This window comes from Holdemania sp. 1001302B_160321_E10 (genome assembly GCF_015552275.1).
Classification (GTDB): Bacteria; Bacillota_I; Bacilli_A; order Erysipelotrichales; family Erysipelotrichaceae; genus Holdemania.
This window is the reverse complement of the sequence record NZ_JADNEM010000009.1, coordinates 72,494-93,280: the sequence shown is the minus strand read 5'-3', so window position 1 is coordinate 93,280 and position 20,787 is coordinate 72,494. Positions and strand designations below refer to the sequence as shown.

Sequence of the window (20,787 nt, the reverse complement as noted above, 5' to 3'; positions counted from 1 at the left end):
GTTCTGCGTTTCACCAACCCGCAGACTCTCTGCACTCCCGTTGCCGTGGAACCGGCGCGTCCTGCATCAAAGCTTTTCCTGATTCAGCCATTCCGATTTCGGAACCGGCGGAATTTCAAACTGATCCAGCATCCCCATCAGCGAGGACAGCTGTTCCTGCATATCGCCCTTCATCTCCGTCGCCTCCGACGCGATGCGCGAGAGGTCGTTCAGGATGATCCGGGCGGTCGTCAAGGCTTCGCTTACGATCGCGTCCGCGTTGTTCTGCGCGGTTTCGATGATCGTGTTGGCTTCCTTGAGGGCCAGGCGCGCGATATCGTCGGCCGCCTTTTCCTTCACAGTCAGTTCGCTGACCAACGTTTGATAACGCTGACGGATCACCGCCAGCTGTTCGTTGGCGGATTGGATCTGACGGCTGGTCAGATCCAGCTGTTTTTTCAGAGAATCAATTTCCCGGACATACCGGTCAACCGCGTCGTCGACGGCAAAGCGGTCGTATCCGTTTTTCATCACTCGGAATTTCGGCGTTCCCGGTTCCAAAGAAATCCCTCCTTTTAAACATACTGTTCAAATTCAGCGACGATCCGGTCGCTGCGGGTCTGACCGCGCTGGCCTTTCAGCACAAAACGCCCGTACCCGCGCACGGAAATCGTGTCTTCATTATGACACAGAAAGTCGCATTCATCAAGAATTTTGTGATTCACCGACACTCTCTGCGCCCGGATCCAATCCTGCGCCTTCGCCCGTGACATCCGGCATAATCCCGCGATCACGCAGTCCAGCCGCAGCGCCGTGACGATCACCGTCAGCGCCTGCTTCTTTACGACCGGCTCATACATCATCGACGAGCGTTCCAGACGGATCGACAGCTTATGAATCCGCGTCAGGTTCATACAGACGTAATCCGCCAGCTCTTCGCTGGTGTAGATCACAATCCGACCCGGCTCAACCCACAGATCCCCAAATTGCGAGCGGTCGAGATCCAGGTTCATCAGCGCGCCTAAGACGTCAGGATGCTTGATCTGCACAAATTTATCCGAAATCCGTGCGGTCAAACAGACGATATCGCTGACGCACGCGTCTTCCTCCGGAGCCAGAATCAGCTTTTTCCGCTGGGCCTCCGCACAACCGCCGTCCCAGCGATACGCCAGATCCCACGGCAGAAACGGTTTCAGCGCTTCCTGTTGGGAAGGCGAAAGAAAACAGGAGCGCACCGGCTTGCGGCGCGTCCTGCACTGATCAATCCAGTCTTCCAGCCGGGCCTGCAGCGCGGCTTCGTCCGACTCCGAAAAATGCGGGGTCCGCACTATTCCTCATCGCTGTCCAGGCTGATTTCACCGTGGACGGCAATGGACTTCGGGGTGCACAGAATGACGTTGTGGCCGATTTTCTGAATCGTTCCATCCAGCGCGAACACGACGCCCGTTAAAAAGTCGATCGTGCGCTGCGCGTACTCCCGCTGCAGCCGATGCAGATTAACGACGGCGGCGCGTCTTTCCTTCAAATGCTTCGCGACTTCCTCGGCTTCGTCAAACGAACGCGGTTCAAACAAAACCATTTTCGTATCTGAAGCGATTCTGGTCACACCTTTTGTCTGCGGCTGTTCATATTTGACGGGCGCGGCGATCTCGTCTTCTTCTACTTCCAGTTCTTCCTCATCGTAATCATCGTCGACCGGAGCGATGAAATTCTTCATTTTATCTAATACTCCCATGGTTTGCACCTTCCTTTAGTTCTCGTTCATTATATCATAAATCTGCGCAAGGGAATACCGAGTTCACAGAAATGAAAGGATTTCAACCGCCTTTTTCACACGAATTTTAGCGAAAAAGAACGAAATTCCGGCTTCTGTTTTCCAAAGCTTTCCAGCCGTTTACTCCTTCCCCTTGCCGCTCTTGGTCCGCGGATGGATCAGGATCACATCTTCACCGACGCTGACGACCTGATCCAGGCAGACGATGATCCGCGCCGGCGGAAATAAAAACGCGAACAACGAACGAAGCCAGCCGGTATTCCTGCCGACGAGAAACGATTGAACCTGGTAGTTGGTCAGCGATACGTCCAAATCTTCGACGCGGCCGATCAGGGTGCCGTCCTGAACATTGACGACCTGTTTGTCCTGCAGTTCACTGAATTTCATAGTTATCACCTGTTTTCAGTGTATGCCGCCGGCGGATTTTTGTGCAAACGATCGAATCGACTCTAAAAAAATCGAAAAGGGTCAGAAATTCTTTTTCAGACATTGCAGCGCGCTTTTTTCCAGGCGCGACACCTGGGCCTGGGAAATTCCCAGTTCAGAGGCGATTTCTGTCTGCGTCTGGCCTTGATAGTAGCGCTTGTTGATAATCTGGGCTTCCTTATCGCTCAAATGCTTCATGCTTTCCTTCAGTGCGATCAGACTGGAAAGCTTGCCGATCTCATCGTGATCATCCTTGATCTGATCCAGCAGGTACAACGTGTCGCCGTCGTCGTTGTAGATCGGCTCAAAGATGCTGACGACGCTCTGCAGCGATTCCAGACTTTCGGCGATCTCTTTTTCCTTGACGCCCATGATCTCCGCCAGTTCCGCCAGCGAAGGCTCACGCTGATTCGCATGGATGAACGCTTCTTTTTCCTTCAATACCTTGTATGCCAGATCCTTCAGATGCCGCGAGACCCGGATCATCTGGTTGTCCCGCAGATAACGCTTGATCTCGCCGATGATCATCGGGACGGCGTAGGTTGAAAAGCGGACTTCATGGGAAAGATCGAAATTATCAATCGCCTTGATCAGTCCGATGCAGCCGATCTGAAACAAATCGTCCATGTTTTCCGTGCGGTGCGCAAAGCGCTGGACGATCGACAGAACAAGCTTGAGATTGCCGTTGATCAGCTTCTCCTTGGCTGACAAATCGCCGTTTTGCAGCTGAACGAACAGCTCCGTCATCTGCTGACTCTTTAAAACCGGCAGCGTCGCCGTGTTGACGCCGCAGATCTCTACTTTATATTTACCCATTGACCCGGACCCTCCTGATGTGCGTAATGGAAGTTTTCCCGGCCCGCAGAGGAATATTCCCGCATTCCTCTGGCACTCTTTGGAAGAAAAGGGATGGTCATCCGGTCTGAAATTCGGTACAATAGATTCCAGAATGAGATCAGGAGGGACATCATGGGTTTTACAATCAGACAGGCGCAGCCGGAAGACTGCGCGACGATCAGCCGGTTCATCCGGCTGATTGCGGAATATGAAAAAATGAGCGATGAGGTCGTCTGGGACGACGCCACCCTTTACGACCAGCTGTTCGTCGAACGCCGGGCGGAAGTACTGTTAGGTGAGGAGGACGGTCAGGTCGTTGGCTTTGCATTGTATTTCCACAACTTCTCAACGTTTGTCGGCCGGAAAGGATTGTATCTGGAAGATTTGTACGTCCTGCAGGAAAAACGCGGCCGCGGCTACGGCAAAGCGTTCTTCAAACGGCTGGCGGAAATCGCCGTCGAGCGCCGCTGTGGCCGGATGGAATGGGTATGCCTCAACTGGAACGCTCCGTCGATCGCCTTTTATCAAAATCTGGGCGCAGAAGGCCTGACGGAATGGACGACCTGGCGGCTAAGCGAAGACAAGATCCGTCAGCTGGCTGGATTGTAAGCTGCGAAGTTTCATGATTTAAAATCATGGAGCATTATGAAAGCGGCCTGGCTGCCGGAAACATAGAAAAAAGAACAGAACTTTGATTTCAGAGTTCCGTTCTTTTTTTGATTTCCGGTTCAAGGTCGAAGCTGCGGCAAAGCTCGCCGCAGCCGGACTTCTTAGCGGCTAAGATCGATCCGCTCGACCTGCAGCTTCTGATCCTTAATTGTCAATATCATCATCGTCAGCTCCAGATTAAACCGCTTTCGCCCGCAGCTGCCGGGATTCAGCCAGCGCACCGTTTTAAGCTGCTCGTCGCAAAACTGGTGGGAATGACCGAAAATTTTCAGATCAGCCCGCACGCAATCCAGCGAACGTCGGCTGTGCGCCATCGCAATATGCAGCCCTCCGCAGTCAAACTCGTCGATAGTAGGCAGCCGTTCAAAAAAAGGATCTTCGTCATTGTTGCCCTGCACGCCGCGCAGCGGTTTCAGCGCGTTCAGCGCTTCCCAGATTTCCGGTTCGCAGAAATCGCCCGCATGCCAGATTGCATCGCAAGTTTTTAACAGTTCGATTACCTGCGGACGCAGGACGTTGTGCGTATCCGAGATCAAACCTATCCGCATTGCCGCTCATCCTCCCTCGTGTCCCTTATTATACGCCAAACCCCAAAAAAACCGCAGCGAATCCGGCCTTATTTGCGGATTTCTGCGGTTTTTTACCATTTATTCGACGGCGGTTTCCTTCGCCTTGTTCGCCTTGATGACCTTCAGGCGGGAGAATTCCTCACGGTCTTTTTCTTCCAGCGATTCTGTGATGAATTTCACGGTCGCTTCCAGATTCGGAATACTGATATTCTTCAGCGCGTTGGCCCGCTTCTGCGTCTTGCGGATCGCATTAGCCAGCCGGTACACGCTGTTGTCGACCTCCGCCAGGATGATCGTCAGCTCCTTGACGCGGTGAAACTGCAGGTACGCTTCATCGACACGGGAGTTCGTGCCTTCAAAGCCATACTCCATTTTCGTTTCCGACGGTTCGATGCTGACGGACGGCACCTCAACGCCCATGACTGAGCGGTAGGTGACATGCACGCCGGTTTCGACATGCACGCTGGCGGCGATATCGGAGATAATGCCGGTTGAGACGTTGGCCTGCTGCAGAAGATAATACGCCGTCGCATAGCTCTGGGTAATCTCGTCACGCAGCATTTTAACTTTATCGACTAACTGCATCATTTCGCGGATCAGCACGTTCCGTTTGCGGTCCAGCAGATCATAGCCCATCCGGGCCAGCGCCAGCGACTTTTTGGACGCGATCAGGTTGCCCTTGGTCGGGAATACCTTGTTTTCCATAAGCCTACTCCTGACCGCTTAGATTCAGCATCCGCGCGGCCCGCTTCGGATCGTAATTTCCCTTGATGACTTCCGGATCCAGACGATCCAGCGCTTCGATCGGCAGCGTGGACAACAGCGCCCAGCCCAGATCCAGCGTTTCGTTGATCGAACGCTTGGAATCAAAGCCCTGACCGACGAAGACCTTCTCAAACAGCCGGCCGAACGCCATGTATTTCTTATCCATATCCGACAGCTCATCCTCGCCGATAACCGAAGCCAGCGAGCGCGCGTCCTGCACCTTGGCATAGCAGGCGAACAGCTGGTTGGACACGTCGGCATGATCCTTGCGGGTATAGCCTTCGCCGATGCCGTCTTTCATCAGACGGGACAAGGAAGCCAACACGCCGATCGGCGGATAAATCCCGGTCTGATGCAGCGAGCGGTCCAGTACGATCTGGCCCTCGGTGATATAGCCCGTTAAGTCCGGAATCGGATGGGTGATGTCGTCGTTGGGCATCGTCAGGATCGGAATCTGCGTGACCGAGCCTTCCACGCCCTCGACAATCCCCGCTCTTTCATACAGCGAAGCCAGATCGGAGTACAGATATCCCGGATATCCCTTACGGCCCGGAATCTCACCCTTGGAACTGGACACTTCACGCAGCGCCTCGCAATATGAGGTCATATCCGTTAAGATGACCAGAATGTGCATGTTCTTTTCAAACGCCAGATACTCCGCGGCCGTCAAAGCACAGCGCGGGGTCAGCGTCCGTTCGATAATCGGATCGTTGGACAGATTGATGAACATGACAACCTTTTCCATGACGCCGGTTTCCTCAAAGCTGCGCTTGAAGTAATCGGCGACGTCGTTCTTGACGCCCATCGCGCCGAACACGATGCCGAAGTTCTTCCCATCACCCTCGGCCAGCTGCGCCTGCCGGACGATCTGAACGGCCAGCTTGTCATGCGGCATACCGGAGCCGGAGAAAATCGGCAGCTTCTGCCCGCGGATCAGCGTGTTTAAACCGTCAATCGCAGAAATTCCGGTGTTGATATAATTGCGCGGATATTTCCGGGCAACGGGATTGAGCGGCTGACCGTTGATATCCAGACGCTTCTCCGCGTACACCTCGCCCAAACCGTCGATCGGCTCGCCCGCGCCGTTGAAGATCCGGCCCAGAATTTCCTGGGACACCGCCAGCTCCATCGGATGACCTAACAGCCGGGTCTTGTTGTTAATTTTGGATAATCCGGTCGTGCCTTCAAACACCTGAATGATCGCGCGCCGGCCTTCGATCTGGACGACACGGCCGCTGCGCACGGAGCCGTCGGTCAGCTCGATTTCAACCATTTCTTCATTGCTGACGTCCTCGACGTTGTCCAGGGCAACAAGAGAACCGTTGATTTCATTCAAACCCATTAATTGAACGCTCATCTGTTTTCTCCTCCTATTCCACCTGGGCCAGAGCCTGATCGATCATCTCAAAATAACCGTCCAGAAGCTCCAGCTGATCATTCGGTACGTCGTATTTGATCTTGACGACCTTGTCGATAATTCCGGTCTTGGCAATCAGCGATACCGGAATCCGCCTGGCCACCAGCTTTTTGGCCTGAGCATTGAGATACGAGATAATCTTCAGCATCTTGAACTGCTTCTCAAACGGCACGTAGGTATCGGCTGGATGGTAAGCGTTCTGCTGCAGATAGCCGACGCGGATCACTTTGGCGATTTCCATCGTCAGCTTCTGATCTTCCGGCAGCACGTCGGAGCCGATCAGCTTGACGATTTCCATCAGCTGATTCTCTTCATGCAGGATCGCCTGAATTTCCTGACGCAGCGCGTTGAATTCATGGTCGACGTTCTTGTCGTACCAGCGTGCCAGATCGTCCAGATATTCGGAATAGCTGTCGTTCCAGTTGATCGCCGGATAGTGACGGGCATACGCCAGCGACTTATCCAGCGCCCAGAAACAGCGCACAAACCGCTTGGTATTCTGGGTGACCGGCTCGGAGAAGTCCGCGCCCTGCGGCGAGACCGCGCCGATAATCGTGACGGAACCCTCGGCTCCGTTTAAGGTTTCGATATAGCCCGCACGTTCATAGAACTGCGAGATCCGCGACGGCAGATACGCCGGGAAGCCTTCTTCCGCCGGCATTTCTTCCAGACGTCCGGAAATTTCACGCAGCGCTTCCGCCCACCGGCTGGTGGAGTCGGCCATGATCGCGACGTGATAGCCCATATCGCGGTAATATTCCGCCAGCGTGATGCCGGTGTAAATGCTCGCTTCACGCGCCGCGACCGGCATGTTGGACGTATTGGCGATCAAGACTGTCCGCGCCAGCAGCGGCTTGTTGCTTTTCGGGTCGATCAGGTCCGTGAATTCCTCCAGAACCTGAGTCATTTCGTTACCGCGCTCGCCGCAGCCGACATACACGATGATGTCGGCGTCGCACCATTTCGCCAGCTGATGCTGGGTCATCGTCTTGCCCGAGCCAAACCCGCCCGGAATGGCGGCTGCGCCGCCCTTGGCGATCGGAAACAGCGTGTCGATGACGCGCTGGCCGGTGATCAGCGGACGGGTGATCGGCTTGCGATAGCCGACCGGCCGCGGATTGCGGATCGGCCATTTCTGAGTGAGCGTCAACGCATGTTCTTCGCCCTGATCGTCACGGATCCGCACGATCTCGTCGTTGATATGAAATTGACCGTTTTCAGCGACGAAAATGACCTCGCCTTCCGGAAGCATCGGACTGAGCATGCAGCGATGCTCAATCAGCTCGGTTTCCGGGCAGGTCGCGTAGATCTGTCCCGGACGCAAACGGTCGTGCAGCTTGACCTGCATCGTCACGTCCCACAGTTTTTCTTCATCCAGCGGGGAAACCATCGTTCCGGCGGCAATGAACGCGCCTTCGGTTTCCATCAGCTCTTTTAACGGACGTTCGATGCCGTCGAAGATATTTTTCAGAATTCCCGGCCCCAGCGTCGCAGACAACAGAGATCCGGAAGGCCGAACCGGTTCGCCCGGTTTCAGACCCGTGGTGGATTCGTACACCTGAATCGTCGTGTACTGTTCATCAATGCCGATGACTTCCCCCATCATTTCCTTATTGCCGACAAAGACCATCTCCTGCATGGAAAAGTCTTTGGAATCCTTGACGGTGACAACCGGTCCGTTGATTGAATAGATCAAATTGTTATTCAATGTCTTCACCTCGGTTTTCGTCGTATTACAATGTGAATCCGGAATTGTTCTGGAACCACTCTTTCTGATTTCTTAATGCGTTGTCCAGCGTTTCGTCGATCTCAAAGCCCTCTGACGGACACATAAAGCGCCATCCGCCAAATTCCAGATACGCTGTTTCCACCGGCTGGGAAAAGCCCTTGCGCTTTAAGATTTCGCGCATCAGCGCTTCGTCCTGTTCGCGCACGATGAACGTTCCGGCCTTGCCGGCGATCTTCGCGTGCTTATCCAGCTTCTTTTCGAGTAAATCCGCGTAAGCGGAGGAAGCCACGAACGCTTTCAGCGCGTCAGCCACGTGGTCAAACAGTTCCGCGGCCATCGCCTGGCGCTGCGCCAGCAGATCCCGCTTGATTTTCAGCTTGGCTTGGGAGGTCTTCGTGGCTTGCAGCAGCTCCAGCTCGCTGATTTCTTTTTCTTCGTAGTGCCCGGTTTCCTTATGCAGCGATTCCGTGAAGAAATGAATCTCCTCGTCCTGCAGCTGCTGCACCTCAGAATGAATCTGATCGGTAACCAAGCCGGCCTGATCCTGAATGTCCTCCAGGATGGCCGTGAGCGCTTCTGTCTTCTCTGCCATTGTTTTCACCTCACAATTTGATGCCGATCGCTTCGCTGATGTAGCGGTCGATCGTTTCTCCGATTTTGGCTGACCCGTGACGATCTGGAATTTCGACCAGCAGCGGCTTGGACAGCCGCAGCTTGTAATCGGATACCACGTCCGGGCAGGTGTTGACGATTTTCGTCGTCATTAACACGATCGCGACCTCCGGGTCCTCGATCGCTTTGTTCAAAGCGGCCAGCACCTCGTCCCGTTCGTGGACCACGACGCCTTCGACCCCGGCTAAGCGCATGCCCATCTGGGTATCAATATTGTCACTGATCAAATAAAGTTTCATGACGATCCCCGATCTTACAGCTTATTGATGATCAGGATGGAAATCAGCAGACCGTAGATCGCAACACCTTCGCCCAACGCGACGAAGATGATCGCCTTACCAAAGTTTTCCGAATTCTCCGAGATCGCTCCGATCGCTGCCGGAGCCGCGGAAGCCACCGCCCAGCCGGCGCCGATTGCCGAACAGCCCGTCGCCAGCGCCGCTGCAATAAAGCCCATCCCCTGAGCTAAAGTGCCGGTGATGGAATTGGCGGCCGCCGTGCCTTCCGCCAGCGCATGGACGCCGCCGAACTGAAACAGCACAGCTAAGACGAAGACGCCGCCGAAGACGCAGATCTGCGCGATCAGCTTGGTTTTCAGGTTTTCAGCGGAAGCGCCCTTTTTGTAGATGAAGAACAGCGGAGCGATCACCAGGATCACGGCGATCAAAGGCAGCAGCATTTCAAGTAATGTTAACATGGTTTATTTTCCTCCTTATGCATTTTCCGATGAGATCATCGTAAATTTCTTCCCGTTGCCGACAAAGTAACGGCTGAACATTTCATAATATTCCAGACGCAATGTCTGAATGCCGACGATCAGACCTTCTAAGCCCATGACAAACAAGTTGCCCAGCACGAAGACGACCGGTCCGGCGTTGCCGGTCATTTTGACCAGCGTCATGACGACGAGCATCATGCCGGCATGGCTCAGAACGAAACCGCCGACACGCAGGTAAGACAGGGAATTGGTGACGAAGCTCAGAATGATTTCCAGCACTTCAAACACTTCTTCCAGCGCAAAGTTGCCCCAGCCCTGATGCGGCGTCAGCCCCTCGCCCTTCATTAAGCCGTTTAACGGTTCCTTCATGAAGAACAGGACGACCGGCACGCCGATGAACAGGACCATGAGCGGCTTGCTTCCCGGATTAAACGGCAGCATATCCGGCATGAACATGCCGATCAAAAACAGAATGATATAGCCGTAGAAAATAAATCCGGCCACGCCGTTCTGCGAGAACAGCGCTTCCGCCATCTCTTTGCGCTTGATATTCAGATAGATATTGATGATCATCGTCATCAGGATCAGCACTGCGCCGATCGCGACCGCGCCGATCAATAACGGCATCGTCGCGCTGGCGTCCATGACCTCAAACAGCTTCTCGCGAACGCCGAACAGGCTCTGATGCACTGGATTGAGCAGTGTTTCCACACCGAAGACTGATCCGAACAGGAAGCCGAAGATCATCGACGTCAATCCCGCCCGGCCGACGATGCCGGCCAGCCGGTTATGCTTGATTTTTTCCAGCAGCAGACCGCCGATCAGAAGCAGCGCGCCCTGACCGAGATCGCCGAACATGATGCCGAACAACAGGCAGAACGTGACGGCCACAAACGGCGTCGGATCCAGGTCGTGATAATTCGGCAGACCATACATCTCGACAAACATCTCAAACGGACGGAACAGCCAGGCATTGTGCAGCATCGTCGGCGGCACCAGCTGCGGCGCCGTTTCCGGTTCAGCCAGATCGACGCGGACATTCAGCCCGTCAAACAGCCGGACAAACTGATCCGCTGATTTTTCCGGCACAAAGCCAGCCAGCTGATAGTCGTCCTGCACCTGCACGACATAGCGGTACAGCTTGCGGATTTCACTGGTATAAGCGCAATAGGAATAAACCTCCGTCAGCTTTTCCTTATACTGTTCCAGGATTTTCTTTCCGTCGATGCGCGGGATCGGAATTTCCTCGATGAACAGGCTTTCCATACATTTTCTGACTTCTTTAACGAAGGTGTTGGACGTCGCATACAGGATCCAGACGTACTGGCCGCTTTTATGCAGCTCCTCAACGACGAAGTTCTTCTTTTCGATCAGACTCAGCTTCTTGAAGCTTTCAGCCGGCAGGCGGCCCATTCCGAACGAAATATACTGGCACTCATGCATCGCCTCAAATCCATAGCTCCGCACTTTTTCCAAAGCGATTTCATCATTGTCCGTCAAGGTCATCAGCTCGTGCGTATCCGCGATCAGCGCGAACTGCTCGTTGACTTCCTTGATAAACGCTTCGATTTCCGCTTCTTCATAGCTGCGGCTGACCGGTCCGGCTTTCATTTCGAAACCGACGCTATGGCCAATATTTTTCAGCTGGTTCAGGTATTCGTTGTAGACGTTTTCGTCCTGCAGCGCCTTGCCGCCGTTTTCATCGTTGATCAGATGCGCGGCCGGTTCCGGATGGAACTGAGCGCAGGACACGCAGCGTTTCAGCACGTCCTGAAACTGATCGGCTCCGGCATGCACCGTCGCCAGCTTCATTTTTACGATTGACATAAGCTCCCCCTTTCTTCTTAATAAATCAACAGCCGGTTAATCTTATCAGCCGGGATTCCGTAGCGGACACCCTCGATAATATCAACGACGTTTTGAATTTCCGTTTCCGACAATACCAGATACGCGATCAGCACGATGTCCGGATTGGTCGAAAACATCATGTGCCGCTTGTTCAGGTTATAATTGATCGACTGCGCGTGATATTCAATGTACGCGAAGTTGGAGGAATCCAGATAGTTGTGATAGGCGGAACGGGCCAGCCGTTCCATGAATTCCTCAGCGTTGCAGTGATCGATCATATCCTCCAATTCCCGCTTCGGTATCCGCAGGTAAACCGGATTGATGACTTTTTTGATCTGCGCGGGCGTCGCGTTGAAATACCGTTTGGAACGATAAATCCGCGTGATGTTGTCCAATTCGATCTGGGTCAGGAAAATCTCCCGGATCTCCTTTTTCACCTTGCCGCTGAACTCCTGATCGACGATCTTCATGACCTGATCATAGAAATACTTCTGCAGGACGCTTTCGCAGGCCGTATAATCAAACTCCTCCATGTCCGTCACGGAGAATGGACGGATCAGATCGGCATACGGCGTTTTATCCAGCACTTCCAGCAGCGCATTGAAATCACGCACCTGAGCCAGCGCCCGGATATCGAACGACGTACTCTTTTCGATATACAGCGGCAGCTCGCCGATCATCTTGTAGTTGTCCTCATCATTAAAGGCGCGGATGCAGGCCATGATCTGCTCAACCTCGCTCATCATGATGCCGTAGCGATAAAACTTATCCCCACTGGTACTGGCATACCGTAAAAGCCGGGACAGCCGGGTTCCCAGATCGCGCCGGATCAGCATTTCCAGCTGACCGCGGTGCAGCCCGGTTTCACTGTATCCTTCCAGCGCTTCCCGAAACAGCGTTTCGTTTTTAAGATAAGAAGCGATTTCCGGAATTGATTTCTTCTGCAGCAGCTGCTGGTAATCCGAAGCCGTCAGCCGTTTTCCAAACATCGCCTTGGCTTTGGTCGCCATTGCTGCATTCGATGCGGTTCCCATGGCACCCCTCCTTTTTAACTAGGTCGTATGCTGGACGTTCAAATTTCCAGGCAACGGCGAACCAGTTCTTTCTGCCATTCCTCTTTTTTCTCCAGATAATGAGCCTGAAGCCGCTTCAGCTCCTGCTCATATTCCTTCAAATTCTCGGATTCCACCTGGCTGATCTGATAATCCAGCTCGGCTTTTTTGGCGTCGACCCGCTGATGAACTTCTTTCCACGCGTCTTCGCTGATCTGCTTTTCCGTATCGGCAATTTTCCGCTTCAGCTCAAATTTCATCCGATGCGCTTCTTCTACCGCTTTTCGCGTCTTCTGATCCGCTTGAATCAGATCCAGGATCTCAGATTCCATAGCACGACCTCCCTCCTTGTTTAAAGCACGCCACTTAGTATATTCCTTTCAAAATCAATTTTCAATCATGGAAAAAATGAAACCTTTAATTTTACTGCATTGACTAAAAATCGTACCAATGTTGCGAATGATATCCTTAAAAATTTGGAATGAAATATGACAATTTTGTGAAATTAGTTTCATCTTTCGTGCAGGATTTGATATAATAGCCCCCGAGGTAGCGTATGAAAAAAAATCTTAAATCTTTATTGAGCTTCACTTTGGCGGCGTTGATTTTCAGCGCCGGGTGCGCCTTTTTTTCTGACAATCCGTTATTGATGTTTATCGACGTTCTGTCGATCCTCAGTCTGGTTCTGCTTGTTGGGGGACTGGTTGAGTTTTTGATCCACGGCGGTTATTTTGATTTTATGACCTATTCGTTTTCTTCGGCGAAGAACTTGTTGACGCGGCATCCTGAGGCGCAATCGCAGCGGTATTTCGATTACGCACAGAAACAGAAAGCGCTGCGAAAAGACAGCGGACACTTTGTATTAAAGCTTGCCGTTTTGCTTCTGACGTTGAGTATTCTATTAACAATCTTTTATGAAATATTCTGATCAAAACAGAATCGGATCATCATCATTTCGAACGCCTTTGAACTTTTTTGCTGCTATTAAATGAAAAAAGAGCGTATTAGTGATAAACACGTTAAAGAGCCTTGATTGCGTTTTCTTTTCGTAAAATGCAGTCCGAAATTGGCACAGGCTAAGCCATGATCCTCAGGCCGCTCAGTGGCTGCCTGAAAAAAGAAGAAATATTATAGTTTTCTCCTTAAGATTCTTATTCGGTTTCGGGCAGACATAGAATATCCATACAAAGAAGCAGGCAGGACAAAGCATGAAATGAAGGTTTATCCTGCCTGACCTTTTTTCTTTGCCCAATTTCGAGTAAAAACCCTCCTTAACAGTTTTTATCCATATTCTTTTTTCTTGCTTACCGGTGAACAATAACACTTTTTTTGCATTTTTTTCATTTAAGGCTCGATTTTTTGAAAAGAATTTTGTATAATAGAAAAGCACCCGGAGAAATACCCAAGTGGCCGAAGGGACCAGTTTCGAAAACTGGCAGAGGTGAAAGCCTGCGGGGGTTCGACTCCCTCTTTCTCCGCCATATGCAGCTAAAGCTCTCTATTGAGAGCTTTTTTGTATTTTCCAAACGCGAATCCCCGCAGGCGTCAACACAATCCTAAACCCTGCGCAGCTGGTTAAGACGGAAACCAGTCCCTGCCAGCTTTTCTTTACCATTTTCCGAGCTTACCGCATGTTTTAATTCGTTGTATTTTATGCTTTTTTCCATCTCTATCTTATAAGCCAAATATCAAACCCAGTCTAGGTCTACAGGCTAATTTCTTTCATTTCCCTCTTATTTTATCGCATTTATATGAGTAATTTTCACTTTTCTCTTTCCTTTTTTGAAGTGGAACTTAACTTATCGGTTGACCCTTTAAAACTATTATACTTCGGCGTGATTTCGATCAGCATCGGCGTATGATCCGGACACGCTTCCGCTTCCAATAGCTTCTATCCTAATTTTCTTTCGATCAACATTCTCAGTTCCTTTCCGATGTTCAACCTCAATTTACTATAGATCCCATTCTTCGCTATTCTAGCACGATAATAATATGATATTGGCCTCGTCATGTCGTGTATGATAAACAGTTTGTCATTCATTTGAAAAATACCTCCTTCATTTTATCGTTGACTGTCAGACCTTTTCACTGTATCGGAGGGCATTTGTTTTTTAACCCTTCATGCCATGGCATCACGCACATAGCTCGTGGTATCCGCATCGCAAAAAAGAGGCTGTAACGCAAAAGGCAAAAGCGTTCCAGCCTCTTTAGCCAGCTGATCTTTGTTTCAGACGTGCCAGAATTAACTCAAAGATTAATGCAGTCAGAAAGACACTGAATAAAGAGAATCCCAATCCACTGTAATTGCCGACTCTCGAATAACCATTGATGACAGAGCCAATCGTCCCCGCAACTCCGACCGCCGGTCCAACAACCACAGCAACTGCAAAGTTAATTTCACTGCGCATCGCAATCCAGGAAATCATTCGCGTTAAAGCGCTGGGAATCACCGCGCCACTGATAACTTGCAAAGACGTACAGCCAGTAGAACGCAGCGCTTCGATTGTACCGGAGTCAACTTCTTCAAAAGATTCGCTATAACTTTTAACAAAGAAAGCCCAGCTGTGGAAAACCATGCCGACAATCGCTGTTGTAGATGTCAGACCATAACCAGAAATAAACAATAACACCCAAATGATGGTCGGAACCGCCCGGACAAAGCTAGCCAGCGCTTTAATGATATTAGAAAGCCAGGGCCAGGATAAATTGCGCGCAGCTATCAATCCAAAAGGCAGGCCGATTAAAGCACCCAGAACAGTCGTAATAAATCCAAGAATAATCGTATTGATAAGCAATGACAGGATCGACAGCTGATCTGCCAACGCAATCTTATCGAAGCGGAAAAATTCTGTCGCAATTTTCATTGCGGCCGCCGGAGAAAATTGATCCCATTTATAGTTAGCAACAAAACCGAGAAAGAATATCAAAGCAAACAGAAACATAATTCCTACAGTCAAAATCAGCCAAGAAGACATATCTTTCTGATTCAGCCGATAACGTCCGCTCCGCGTTTTTATCAAAGGAACAGCAGGAGCTTGAATATCAGAAACTAAAGCACTCATTGCAAAATCCTCCTACGAATTTGAGTTGAAATTTGATCAAAGACCAAAACTGCGGCAACAACCAAAGCAATTGCGACAAACAGGGATTGAAACTGGCGGAAATGCCGGTAATTGCCAATCAGATATCCAATTCCGCCGCCTGCCAGCATACCGATAATTGTCGACGATCGAATATTGTTTTCTGCAGCATATAAACTCCAGGAAATCAAGGCTGGCATCGTTTCCGGGATCACGGCGCTGATAACGATCTGCCAATAGGAAGCTCCGGTTGCCTCCAACGCCTCAATGCATTCCATATTCGTCTCGTCCATGGCATCCGCATATACTCTGGCCAGGAAACCAAAAGAGATAATACTCATAACCAGATAGGCAAGAAATTCACCGTACCAGAAACACATCAGCAAAACGATCGCCCATACGCCTTCAGGAATATTACGAGTTAAGGAAGCCAGCATTCTGACAATCAGCGCGATACTTTTGTTTTTTGACGTCCGCGCTGAAATTGCTAGCGCGGCGAAGAAAGCCAGAATCATCCCTGTCGCCGCCGCGGCCAACGAAATCAAAATCGTCACACCCATTTCCTGAATCATCCGCCCCATTTCACTAAAATCTGGCGGAAGGTAGAGCTGGATAAAACGGCCTATTGCAGCTGGAAAGTGGGTGATCATCAAAACCCAGTCGAATTGAATACGCTGTGACCCCACCAGGGTCAGAAAAAAACCAATAACAAGGAAAAACACGGTACGCATCCGTTTCTCCCGAAAATAACTCATGCCTGGCCTCCATGGTTTAATAAATCCTCTAGTCCTTTGCCATAAATCTTTTCAATAACCGCGTCGTCCAAATCATGAGGGGAACCGTAGAAAACAACTTCCCCTTGATGCATGCCGATAATCCGATCAGAATAATGCAGCGCAACGTCCACCTGATGCAAATTGACCAGACATGGGATATTCATTGAAGTTGCAATGTCTCGAAGATATTCCATAATTACCTTAGAAGACTGCGGATCCAGCGAAGCGATCGGTTCGTCGCACAAAATCATCTTAGGATGCTGCAAGAGAGCGCGGGCAATCCCGACACGCTGTTTCTGTCCGCCTGAAAGCTTAGAACATTTTTCATACAAACGATCCTGCAATCCAAGCATCTGTAACAGACGCTGAGCCTCCTCAACATCTTCCTTACGATACAACCCGAGCGTACTTTGAAACGCAGAATAATTTCCCAGCCGGCCGTGCATGACGTTTTCAATCACCGATAAACGGTAAACTAAATTGTAATTTTGAAAGATCATCCCAATATTCTTTCGGACCTCCTTCAGCTGTTTTTTATCCGCCGCCGTTACATCTTGTCCTAAAAATAGAATCTGCCCTTCGCTTGCTTCAATCATTCGATTTATGCAGCGAAGCAGGGTTGATTTTCCTGCTCCGCTAGGCCCAATAATAGAAATCAGCTCGCCTTGATGAACATCGAAGCTAACGTCATTCAGTGCCTGAACACGGTTATCATAAACCTTCGACACATGTCTAAGCGATAAAATTTCTGTCATGTGACGTTCCCCTTTCGTAATTACTTCTCGTCCTTATACATTTCAAACAGGAAATCATAGAAATCTGCGGGCTGCTGTACAAAGCGATTCAGTTCCGGATGATCAGTTTCATAGAAGAAGCCTTTTTCGGCGTCAAAGAAGTCTGTTACGCAATTTTCCGGCGTTAGGTTAACAAAGTGATCGATCAAAGCTTTCTGCTGATCCTCAGTAATATAATTCGAATTAACCCACAGCGGACCATTCGGAACGTCCACCGTATCAATAATATACAGCTGATCTTTGTAATCCTCTCCATATTGGCAGCAGAACGCGCCGGCATACACCTTATCGGTCACAATCAGTTGAACGCTGCCCGGATGGTTGCCACCAAACTGGACTTCTGAAAAGAGTCCGCCTTCTTTGTCAGTCTTTTCAAATATTTGACTTTTTTCCGTTACTTTTTTCATACCATCCGGTCCAAACACCATATACAATGAGGTGGTAGGAACTAAACGGCCTGAAGTCGAAGTTGCGCTGACGAAAGAGAAACTTTTACCTAAAAGCTGCTCAAACATTTCGTCACGGTTTTTGCCTTCAAAATCTGCTTTATTTTTAATATCGGTTGCGATATAGGCTTTATAAACGGCATGATCCAGATCCCCTTTGCCGTCGCCGTCGGCATCTTCGCCATAGGTAAACAGCGGAATAACAGCCTCATCCGCCATGTGAGCCGCCGCAAAAGTTGCGCCTGACTCCCAGGCAATTTGAGCAGTGCCTGTTAAAATTGCTTCGGAAACCGCAGAATAGTCGTCACAGACAATGCCTTCGACTTTAACGTCGTCACCTAACGCATTTTGAATTTCTGCTACCAGCATTTCATTAGTTTTGGACAAGCCTGTCGATTGCTCGTTTGGTAAGAATGCAACTGTAATTTTTTCCAGTCCGCCCGCTGAACCTCTGTTTTCGGATGATCCGTTATTTGCAGAACAACCAGCGGTTCCCAGCAGACAAGCGGCCAACAATACCGTGACAAGTTTTTTCATCAATATCCTCCTCGAGTCTTCTTTAGTTCTGATTACGAAGACAGGGCTATTTTATCAAGAAATTACAGAAATAGAATTGAATCACCGTTTATTTTATGTTAATTTTTTTTAGCCTATGTTAATGCCCATTAACAGATTCAGACCGGACTCACTTTTATCATTTTAAGCCATTCGCAGCAGTCAAAAGCAGTTTGCCAATTTCATTGCATTTTTCACTTTTTATATGATCGATCATACTGTTTCTATATGTTACGCCAGCGGTTTCAAGTCTTTTCTATGTATTTTCATATTTTCCGCCGGCTGAACCTTCTCCATCGAAAAAAAGCCGCGTCTGCGACTGATTTGCCATGATTAAGGAAACGCAACATCAAATCCGATTAACTGTTAAAAACTTATTTACTATCTGTATATACAAGCCTCGGTTAACGGCTGCCAAAAAAGGAACAGAGGTACTGTATATCGCCTGCCGGTTATGGAAAGGCAGCCCCCAGGCTCCGCCGGTTTCATTAATCAAAATTACCGCGGCGGCATAATCCCATGTTTTTAAATGAGCGGAAAGATAAACGTCAAGTTCTCCGGCTGCCAGCCGACATAAGCATAAGGAAGCACAGCCCATACTACGATGTCCACGAATATATGACGCTAATTTTTCCAACTGAATCCCACACTTAATTTTTAACAACGATATACTTTTCAAGCTGACATCAACCAGACATTTAGACAACGGCTTATCCTGCGGAAGCTTCGCCATTTTTTCACCGTTTTTCCAAGCGCCTTCGCCGGTAATCCCCAAGTAAAGATCGTCAGCTTCAACGTCGTAAACCAGTCCGAAGACCGGTTTTTCTTCTTCATAATAAGCTATGGAAATTGTATAGTCCCGTTTCCAAGTTATGAAATTGGTCGTCCCGTCGATAGGATCAATAATCCACACCTGCGCACCCGGTTTAAAGGCCACAGATTTTTCTTCCGTCAAAAAGCTTTGATTTTTGAATCGCCTGCGGATCGCAGAAACCAAAAACTTTTCTGTTTGCTTATCGGCATCACTAACTAAATCACTAATATCCTTATTTTTTAAATGAATTTTTAATTCGCTCAGAGAACGACTGCGCAGACGCGCACCTGCTTCACGTATCAAAGACTGCGCAAAAATTAGTTTTTCTTCTGCCGACATAAACGTTCTCCTCTCCAGCTGACCGATCCGATCGGCGGTTCTTTGCCATAACGTCCATGATTATCGCTGCCCGCAGTTTCAATCAAGCCTAACGCCATCGCGATCTCATGCAGCCGCATCATCTGACTGAAAGAATGTGAGCTATGCCCAGTTTCTACGCCGTCCAGACCTAAGTCTTTCCATTTCCAAATTTGTTCGATACAGTTAGAAAGTCCAGGATGCGCTAAAACAGCTAGACCATGATCAGCGTGAATAGCCTTAATCGCTTCCAGCACGGATGGAAAAACAATAGCTCGTTCGCAAATTCCGCCGTTTTTAAATGTTTTTCTATAAAAATCTCCGCTAAGACTTTCTGCAATTCCTTTTTCTATCAGAACATCCATAATGTGCTGCTTATAAATCCAACCACCGTGCCCCAAACGTTTATTTACTTCATTAACTGTAATTGAATATCCGGCTCGCTGAAGCTGATCAATCTGCCACAACGAGCGTTCCTGCTGCTGTATCAGAGTCTTTTGGCAAAGTTTACGCAAATGAACAGCTTCCGGATCAAAATCATAACCCAAAATGTGAATAGATTGCCCTTGTTCACCCTGCGCGCTGATTTCAATCCCCAAAACTACTTCCAAATTTTGACTCAGCTTAGCTGCCTGCAACGCTCCGTCTATACAGTCATGATCTGTTATCGCAATCGCTTCCAGCTTTCGTTGCCTCGCCTGATTTAAAATTTGCTCTAAAGTTTGATCTGAGTCCGAATAATCTGAATGAATGTGATAATCCCAGCTCATTCGTCCATGGCTCCCAATTGCATATTATATTGGCGGTCACAGAGATTTTCCATGAACTCCAGATCATGAAAAATTCCCAGCATCGTCGTTCCTTCCTGTTTCAACTGCTCAATCAGGTCGCGTACCTTGAGTTTGGAATGATGATCCAGAGAGGCCGTCGGTTCATCCAGCAGCAACAGCCGCGGATGCTTTACCATCGCTGAAGCAATATTCAGCCGCAGTTTTTCCCCTCCTGAAAAGGTGTTAGGGTAAGTGTCCCACAAACTTTCGTCCAGTTCAAAATGCCGCAAGATCGCTTCTGATTCCCGGCGTGCTGTTTCTGTGTTTCCCCCCATTTCCAAAATTGCATTTTCAACAATCTGACGGGCTGTCGTGCGCGGCATCAGCTGTAAAAACTGCGAGACATAGCCAATCTCATAGCGCCGCAAATAAAGAATCTGCCGTTCTGTTGCCTGACATAAATCAATCCATCCATATTTTTCGCTGGCATACCAGATTTCTCCGGCCTGAGGCAAATTTGTTCGGTAAATCCCCTTTAAAATCGTCGATTTACCACTTCCGCTTTTTCCGGTAATGCCGATAAATTCTCCCTGATTCAGCGTCAGGTTGACATGCTGGCAAGCATATATCGTCTTACCATTGTTGTAAATCGTAAACTGTTTAGACAGATCACGGATCTGCAGACAAACCTGTTCATTCTGTTCCATACCTATCTCCTTGCCTTGTGGGCGAATCTATTT

General features: G+C 49.6%; 24 protein-coding genes and 1 tRNA gene. 3 read left to right on the top strand and 22 right to left on the bottom strand.

Annotated features, from left to right (window positions below; all coding sequences use genetic code 11):
* Positions 1-66 precede the first annotated feature (66 nt).
* The 5 genes from I2D94_RS07390 to sigG all read right to left on the bottom strand — a co-directional run bounded on the left by I2D94_RS07390 (position 67) and on the right by sigG (position 2,995).
* The gene (locus tag I2D94_RS07390; protein WP_050767002.1) at positions 67-540 is read right to left on the bottom strand and encodes a DivIVA domain-containing protein; all 474 of its coding nucleotides are present in this window, start codon (positions 538-540) and stop codon (positions 67-69) included.
* Between the two features lie 14 nt (positions 541-554).
* Positions 555-1,307 (bottom strand): RNA-binding protein, encoded by a 753-nt coding sequence (locus I2D94_RS07385; RefSeq protein WP_195396169.1) that lies wholly within the window; start codon positions 1,305-1,307, stop codon positions 555-557.
* Positions 1,307-1,714 carry a cell division protein SepF gene (locus tag I2D94_RS07380; protein WP_195396168.1) on the bottom strand — a complete coding sequence of 136 codons (408 nt, stop codon included), beginning with the start codon at positions 1,712-1,714 and terminating at the stop codon, positions 1,307-1,309. Before I2D94_RS07380 ends, I2D94_RS07385 begins: the two co-directional genes overlap by 1 nt.
* Positions 1,715-1,873: 159 nt before the next feature.
* Complete coding sequence (locus I2D94_RS07375) at positions 1,874-2,140, bottom strand: YlmC/YmxH family sporulation protein (protein ID WP_072683576.1); 267 nt, start codon at positions 2,138-2,140, stop codon at positions 1,874-1,876.
* 81 nt (positions 2,141-2,221) lie between these two features.
* A complete protein-coding gene (gene sigG / locus I2D94_RS07370) occupies positions 2,222-2,995 on the bottom strand; it encodes an RNA polymerase sporulation sigma factor SigG (protein ID WP_072683577.1) in 774 nt (257 codons plus the stop codon).
* 153 nt (positions 2,996-3,148) lie between these two features.
* Between sigG and I2D94_RS07365 the strand changes: the two genes are divergently transcribed.
* The gene (locus I2D94_RS07365; protein ID WP_229056796.1) at positions 3,149-3,625 is read left to right on the top strand and encodes a GNAT family N-acetyltransferase; all 477 of its coding nucleotides are present in this window, start codon (positions 3,149-3,151) and stop codon (positions 3,623-3,625) included.
* A 161-nt stretch (positions 3,626-3,786) separates the two neighbouring features.
* On the opposite strand, the gene I2D94_RS07360 is transcribed toward I2D94_RS07365, so the two are convergent.
* From I2D94_RS07360 to I2D94_RS07315, 10 genes are all read right to left on the bottom strand, one after another.
* On the bottom strand, positions 3,787-4,233 hold the full coding sequence (locus I2D94_RS07360; RefSeq protein ID WP_072683579.1) for a metallophosphoesterase family protein: 447 nt from the start codon (positions 4,231-4,233) through the stop codon (positions 3,787-3,789).
* Between the two features lie 99 nt (positions 4,234-4,332).
* Entirely contained in the window at positions 4,333-4,959 is a 627-nt protein-coding gene (locus I2D94_RS07355; protein ID WP_006060818.1) for a V-type ATP synthase subunit D, read from the bottom strand.
* A gap of 4 nt (positions 4,960-4,963) precedes the next feature.
* On the bottom strand, positions 4,964-6,376 hold the full coding sequence (locus I2D94_RS07350) for a V-type ATP synthase subunit B (protein WP_072683580.1): 1,413 nt from the start codon (positions 6,374-6,376) through the stop codon (positions 4,964-4,966).
* Positions 6,377-6,389: 13 nt separating this feature from the next.
* Entirely contained in the window at positions 6,390-8,144 is a 1,755-nt protein-coding gene (locus I2D94_RS07345) for a V-type ATP synthase subunit A (RefSeq protein ID WP_195396166.1), read from the bottom strand.
* 25 nt (positions 8,145-8,169) lie between these two features.
* A complete protein-coding gene (locus I2D94_RS07340) occupies positions 8,170-8,757 on the bottom strand; it encodes a V-type ATP synthase subunit E (protein ID WP_195396165.1) in 588 nt (195 codons plus the stop codon).
* A gap of 10 nt (positions 8,758-8,767) precedes the next feature.
* Complete coding sequence (locus I2D94_RS07335) at positions 8,768-9,076, bottom strand: V-type ATP synthase subunit F (protein ID WP_195396164.1); 309 nt, start codon at positions 9,074-9,076, stop codon at positions 8,768-8,770.
* 14 nt (positions 9,077-9,090) lie between these two features.
* On the bottom strand, positions 9,091-9,534 hold the full coding sequence (locus I2D94_RS07330) for an ATP synthase subunit C (protein WP_006060813.1): 444 nt from the start codon (positions 9,532-9,534) through the stop codon (positions 9,091-9,093).
* A gap of 15 nt (positions 9,535-9,549) precedes the next feature.
* Complete coding sequence (locus tag I2D94_RS07325) at positions 9,550-11,382, bottom strand: V-type ATP synthase subunit I (RefSeq protein ID WP_195396163.1); 1,833 nt, start codon at positions 11,380-11,382, stop codon at positions 9,550-9,552.
* A 17-nt stretch (positions 11,383-11,399) separates the two neighbouring features.
* Positions 11,400-12,437, bottom strand: coding sequence for a V-type ATPase subunit (locus I2D94_RS07320; protein WP_072683585.1), 1,038 nt, complete (start codon positions 12,435-12,437; stop codon positions 11,400-11,402).
* 38 nt (positions 12,438-12,475) lie between these two features.
* Positions 12,476-12,787 carry a hypothetical protein gene (locus I2D94_RS07315; protein WP_072683586.1) on the bottom strand — a complete coding sequence of 104 codons (312 nt, stop codon included), beginning with the start codon at positions 12,785-12,787 and terminating at the stop codon, positions 12,476-12,478.
* Between the two features lie 224 nt (positions 12,788-13,011).
* Between I2D94_RS07315 and I2D94_RS07310 the strand changes: the two genes are divergently transcribed.
* Positions 13,012-13,383, top strand: a complete 372-nt coding sequence (locus I2D94_RS07310; protein WP_195396162.1) for a DUF3899 domain-containing protein — start codon at positions 13,012-13,014, stop codon at positions 13,381-13,383.
* Between the two features lie 464 nt (positions 13,384-13,847).
* Positions 13,848-13,936, top strand: a tRNA-Ser gene (locus I2D94_RS07305).
* 726 nt (positions 13,937-14,662) lie between these two features.
* Here the strand turns inward: I2D94_RS07305 and I2D94_RS07300 are convergent.
* From I2D94_RS07300 to I2D94_RS07270, 7 genes are all read right to left on the bottom strand, one after another.
* Positions 14,663-15,517, bottom strand: coding sequence for an ABC transporter permease (locus I2D94_RS07300; protein ID WP_195396161.1), 855 nt, complete (start codon positions 15,515-15,517; stop codon positions 14,663-14,665).
* Positions 15,514-16,290, bottom strand: coding sequence for an ABC transporter permease (locus tag I2D94_RS07295; protein WP_195396160.1), 777 nt, complete (start codon positions 16,288-16,290; stop codon positions 15,514-15,516). The genes I2D94_RS07300 and I2D94_RS07295 overlap by 4 nt, the downstream gene beginning before the upstream one ends.
* Complete coding sequence (gene phnC, locus I2D94_RS07290) at positions 16,287-17,066, bottom strand: phosphonate ABC transporter ATP-binding protein (protein ID WP_195396159.1); 780 nt, start codon at positions 17,064-17,066, stop codon at positions 16,287-16,289. The genes I2D94_RS07295 and phnC overlap by 4 nt, the downstream gene beginning before the upstream one ends.
* Before the next feature lie 20 nt (positions 17,067-17,086).
* Positions 17,087-18,088, bottom strand: coding sequence for a PhnD/SsuA/transferrin family substrate-binding protein (locus I2D94_RS07285; RefSeq protein ID WP_195396158.1), 1,002 nt, complete (start codon positions 18,086-18,088; stop codon positions 17,087-17,089).
* A 367-nt stretch (positions 18,089-18,455) separates the two neighbouring features.
* Positions 18,456-19,259, bottom strand: coding sequence for an inositol monophosphatase family protein (locus I2D94_RS07280; protein ID WP_195396157.1), 804 nt, complete (start codon positions 19,257-19,259; stop codon positions 18,456-18,458).
* Positions 19,238-20,047 (bottom strand): PHP domain-containing protein, encoded by an 810-nt coding sequence (locus I2D94_RS07275; protein ID WP_195396156.1) that lies wholly within the window; start codon positions 20,045-20,047, stop codon positions 19,238-19,240. The genes I2D94_RS07280 and I2D94_RS07275 overlap by 22 nt, the downstream gene beginning before the upstream one ends.
* Positions 20,044-20,754, bottom strand: coding sequence for a phosphonate C-P lyase system protein PhnL (locus I2D94_RS07270; protein WP_195396155.1), 711 nt, complete (start codon positions 20,752-20,754; stop codon positions 20,044-20,046). Before I2D94_RS07270 ends, I2D94_RS07275 begins: the two co-directional genes overlap by 4 nt.
* Positions 20,755-20,787 lie beyond the last annotated feature (33 nt).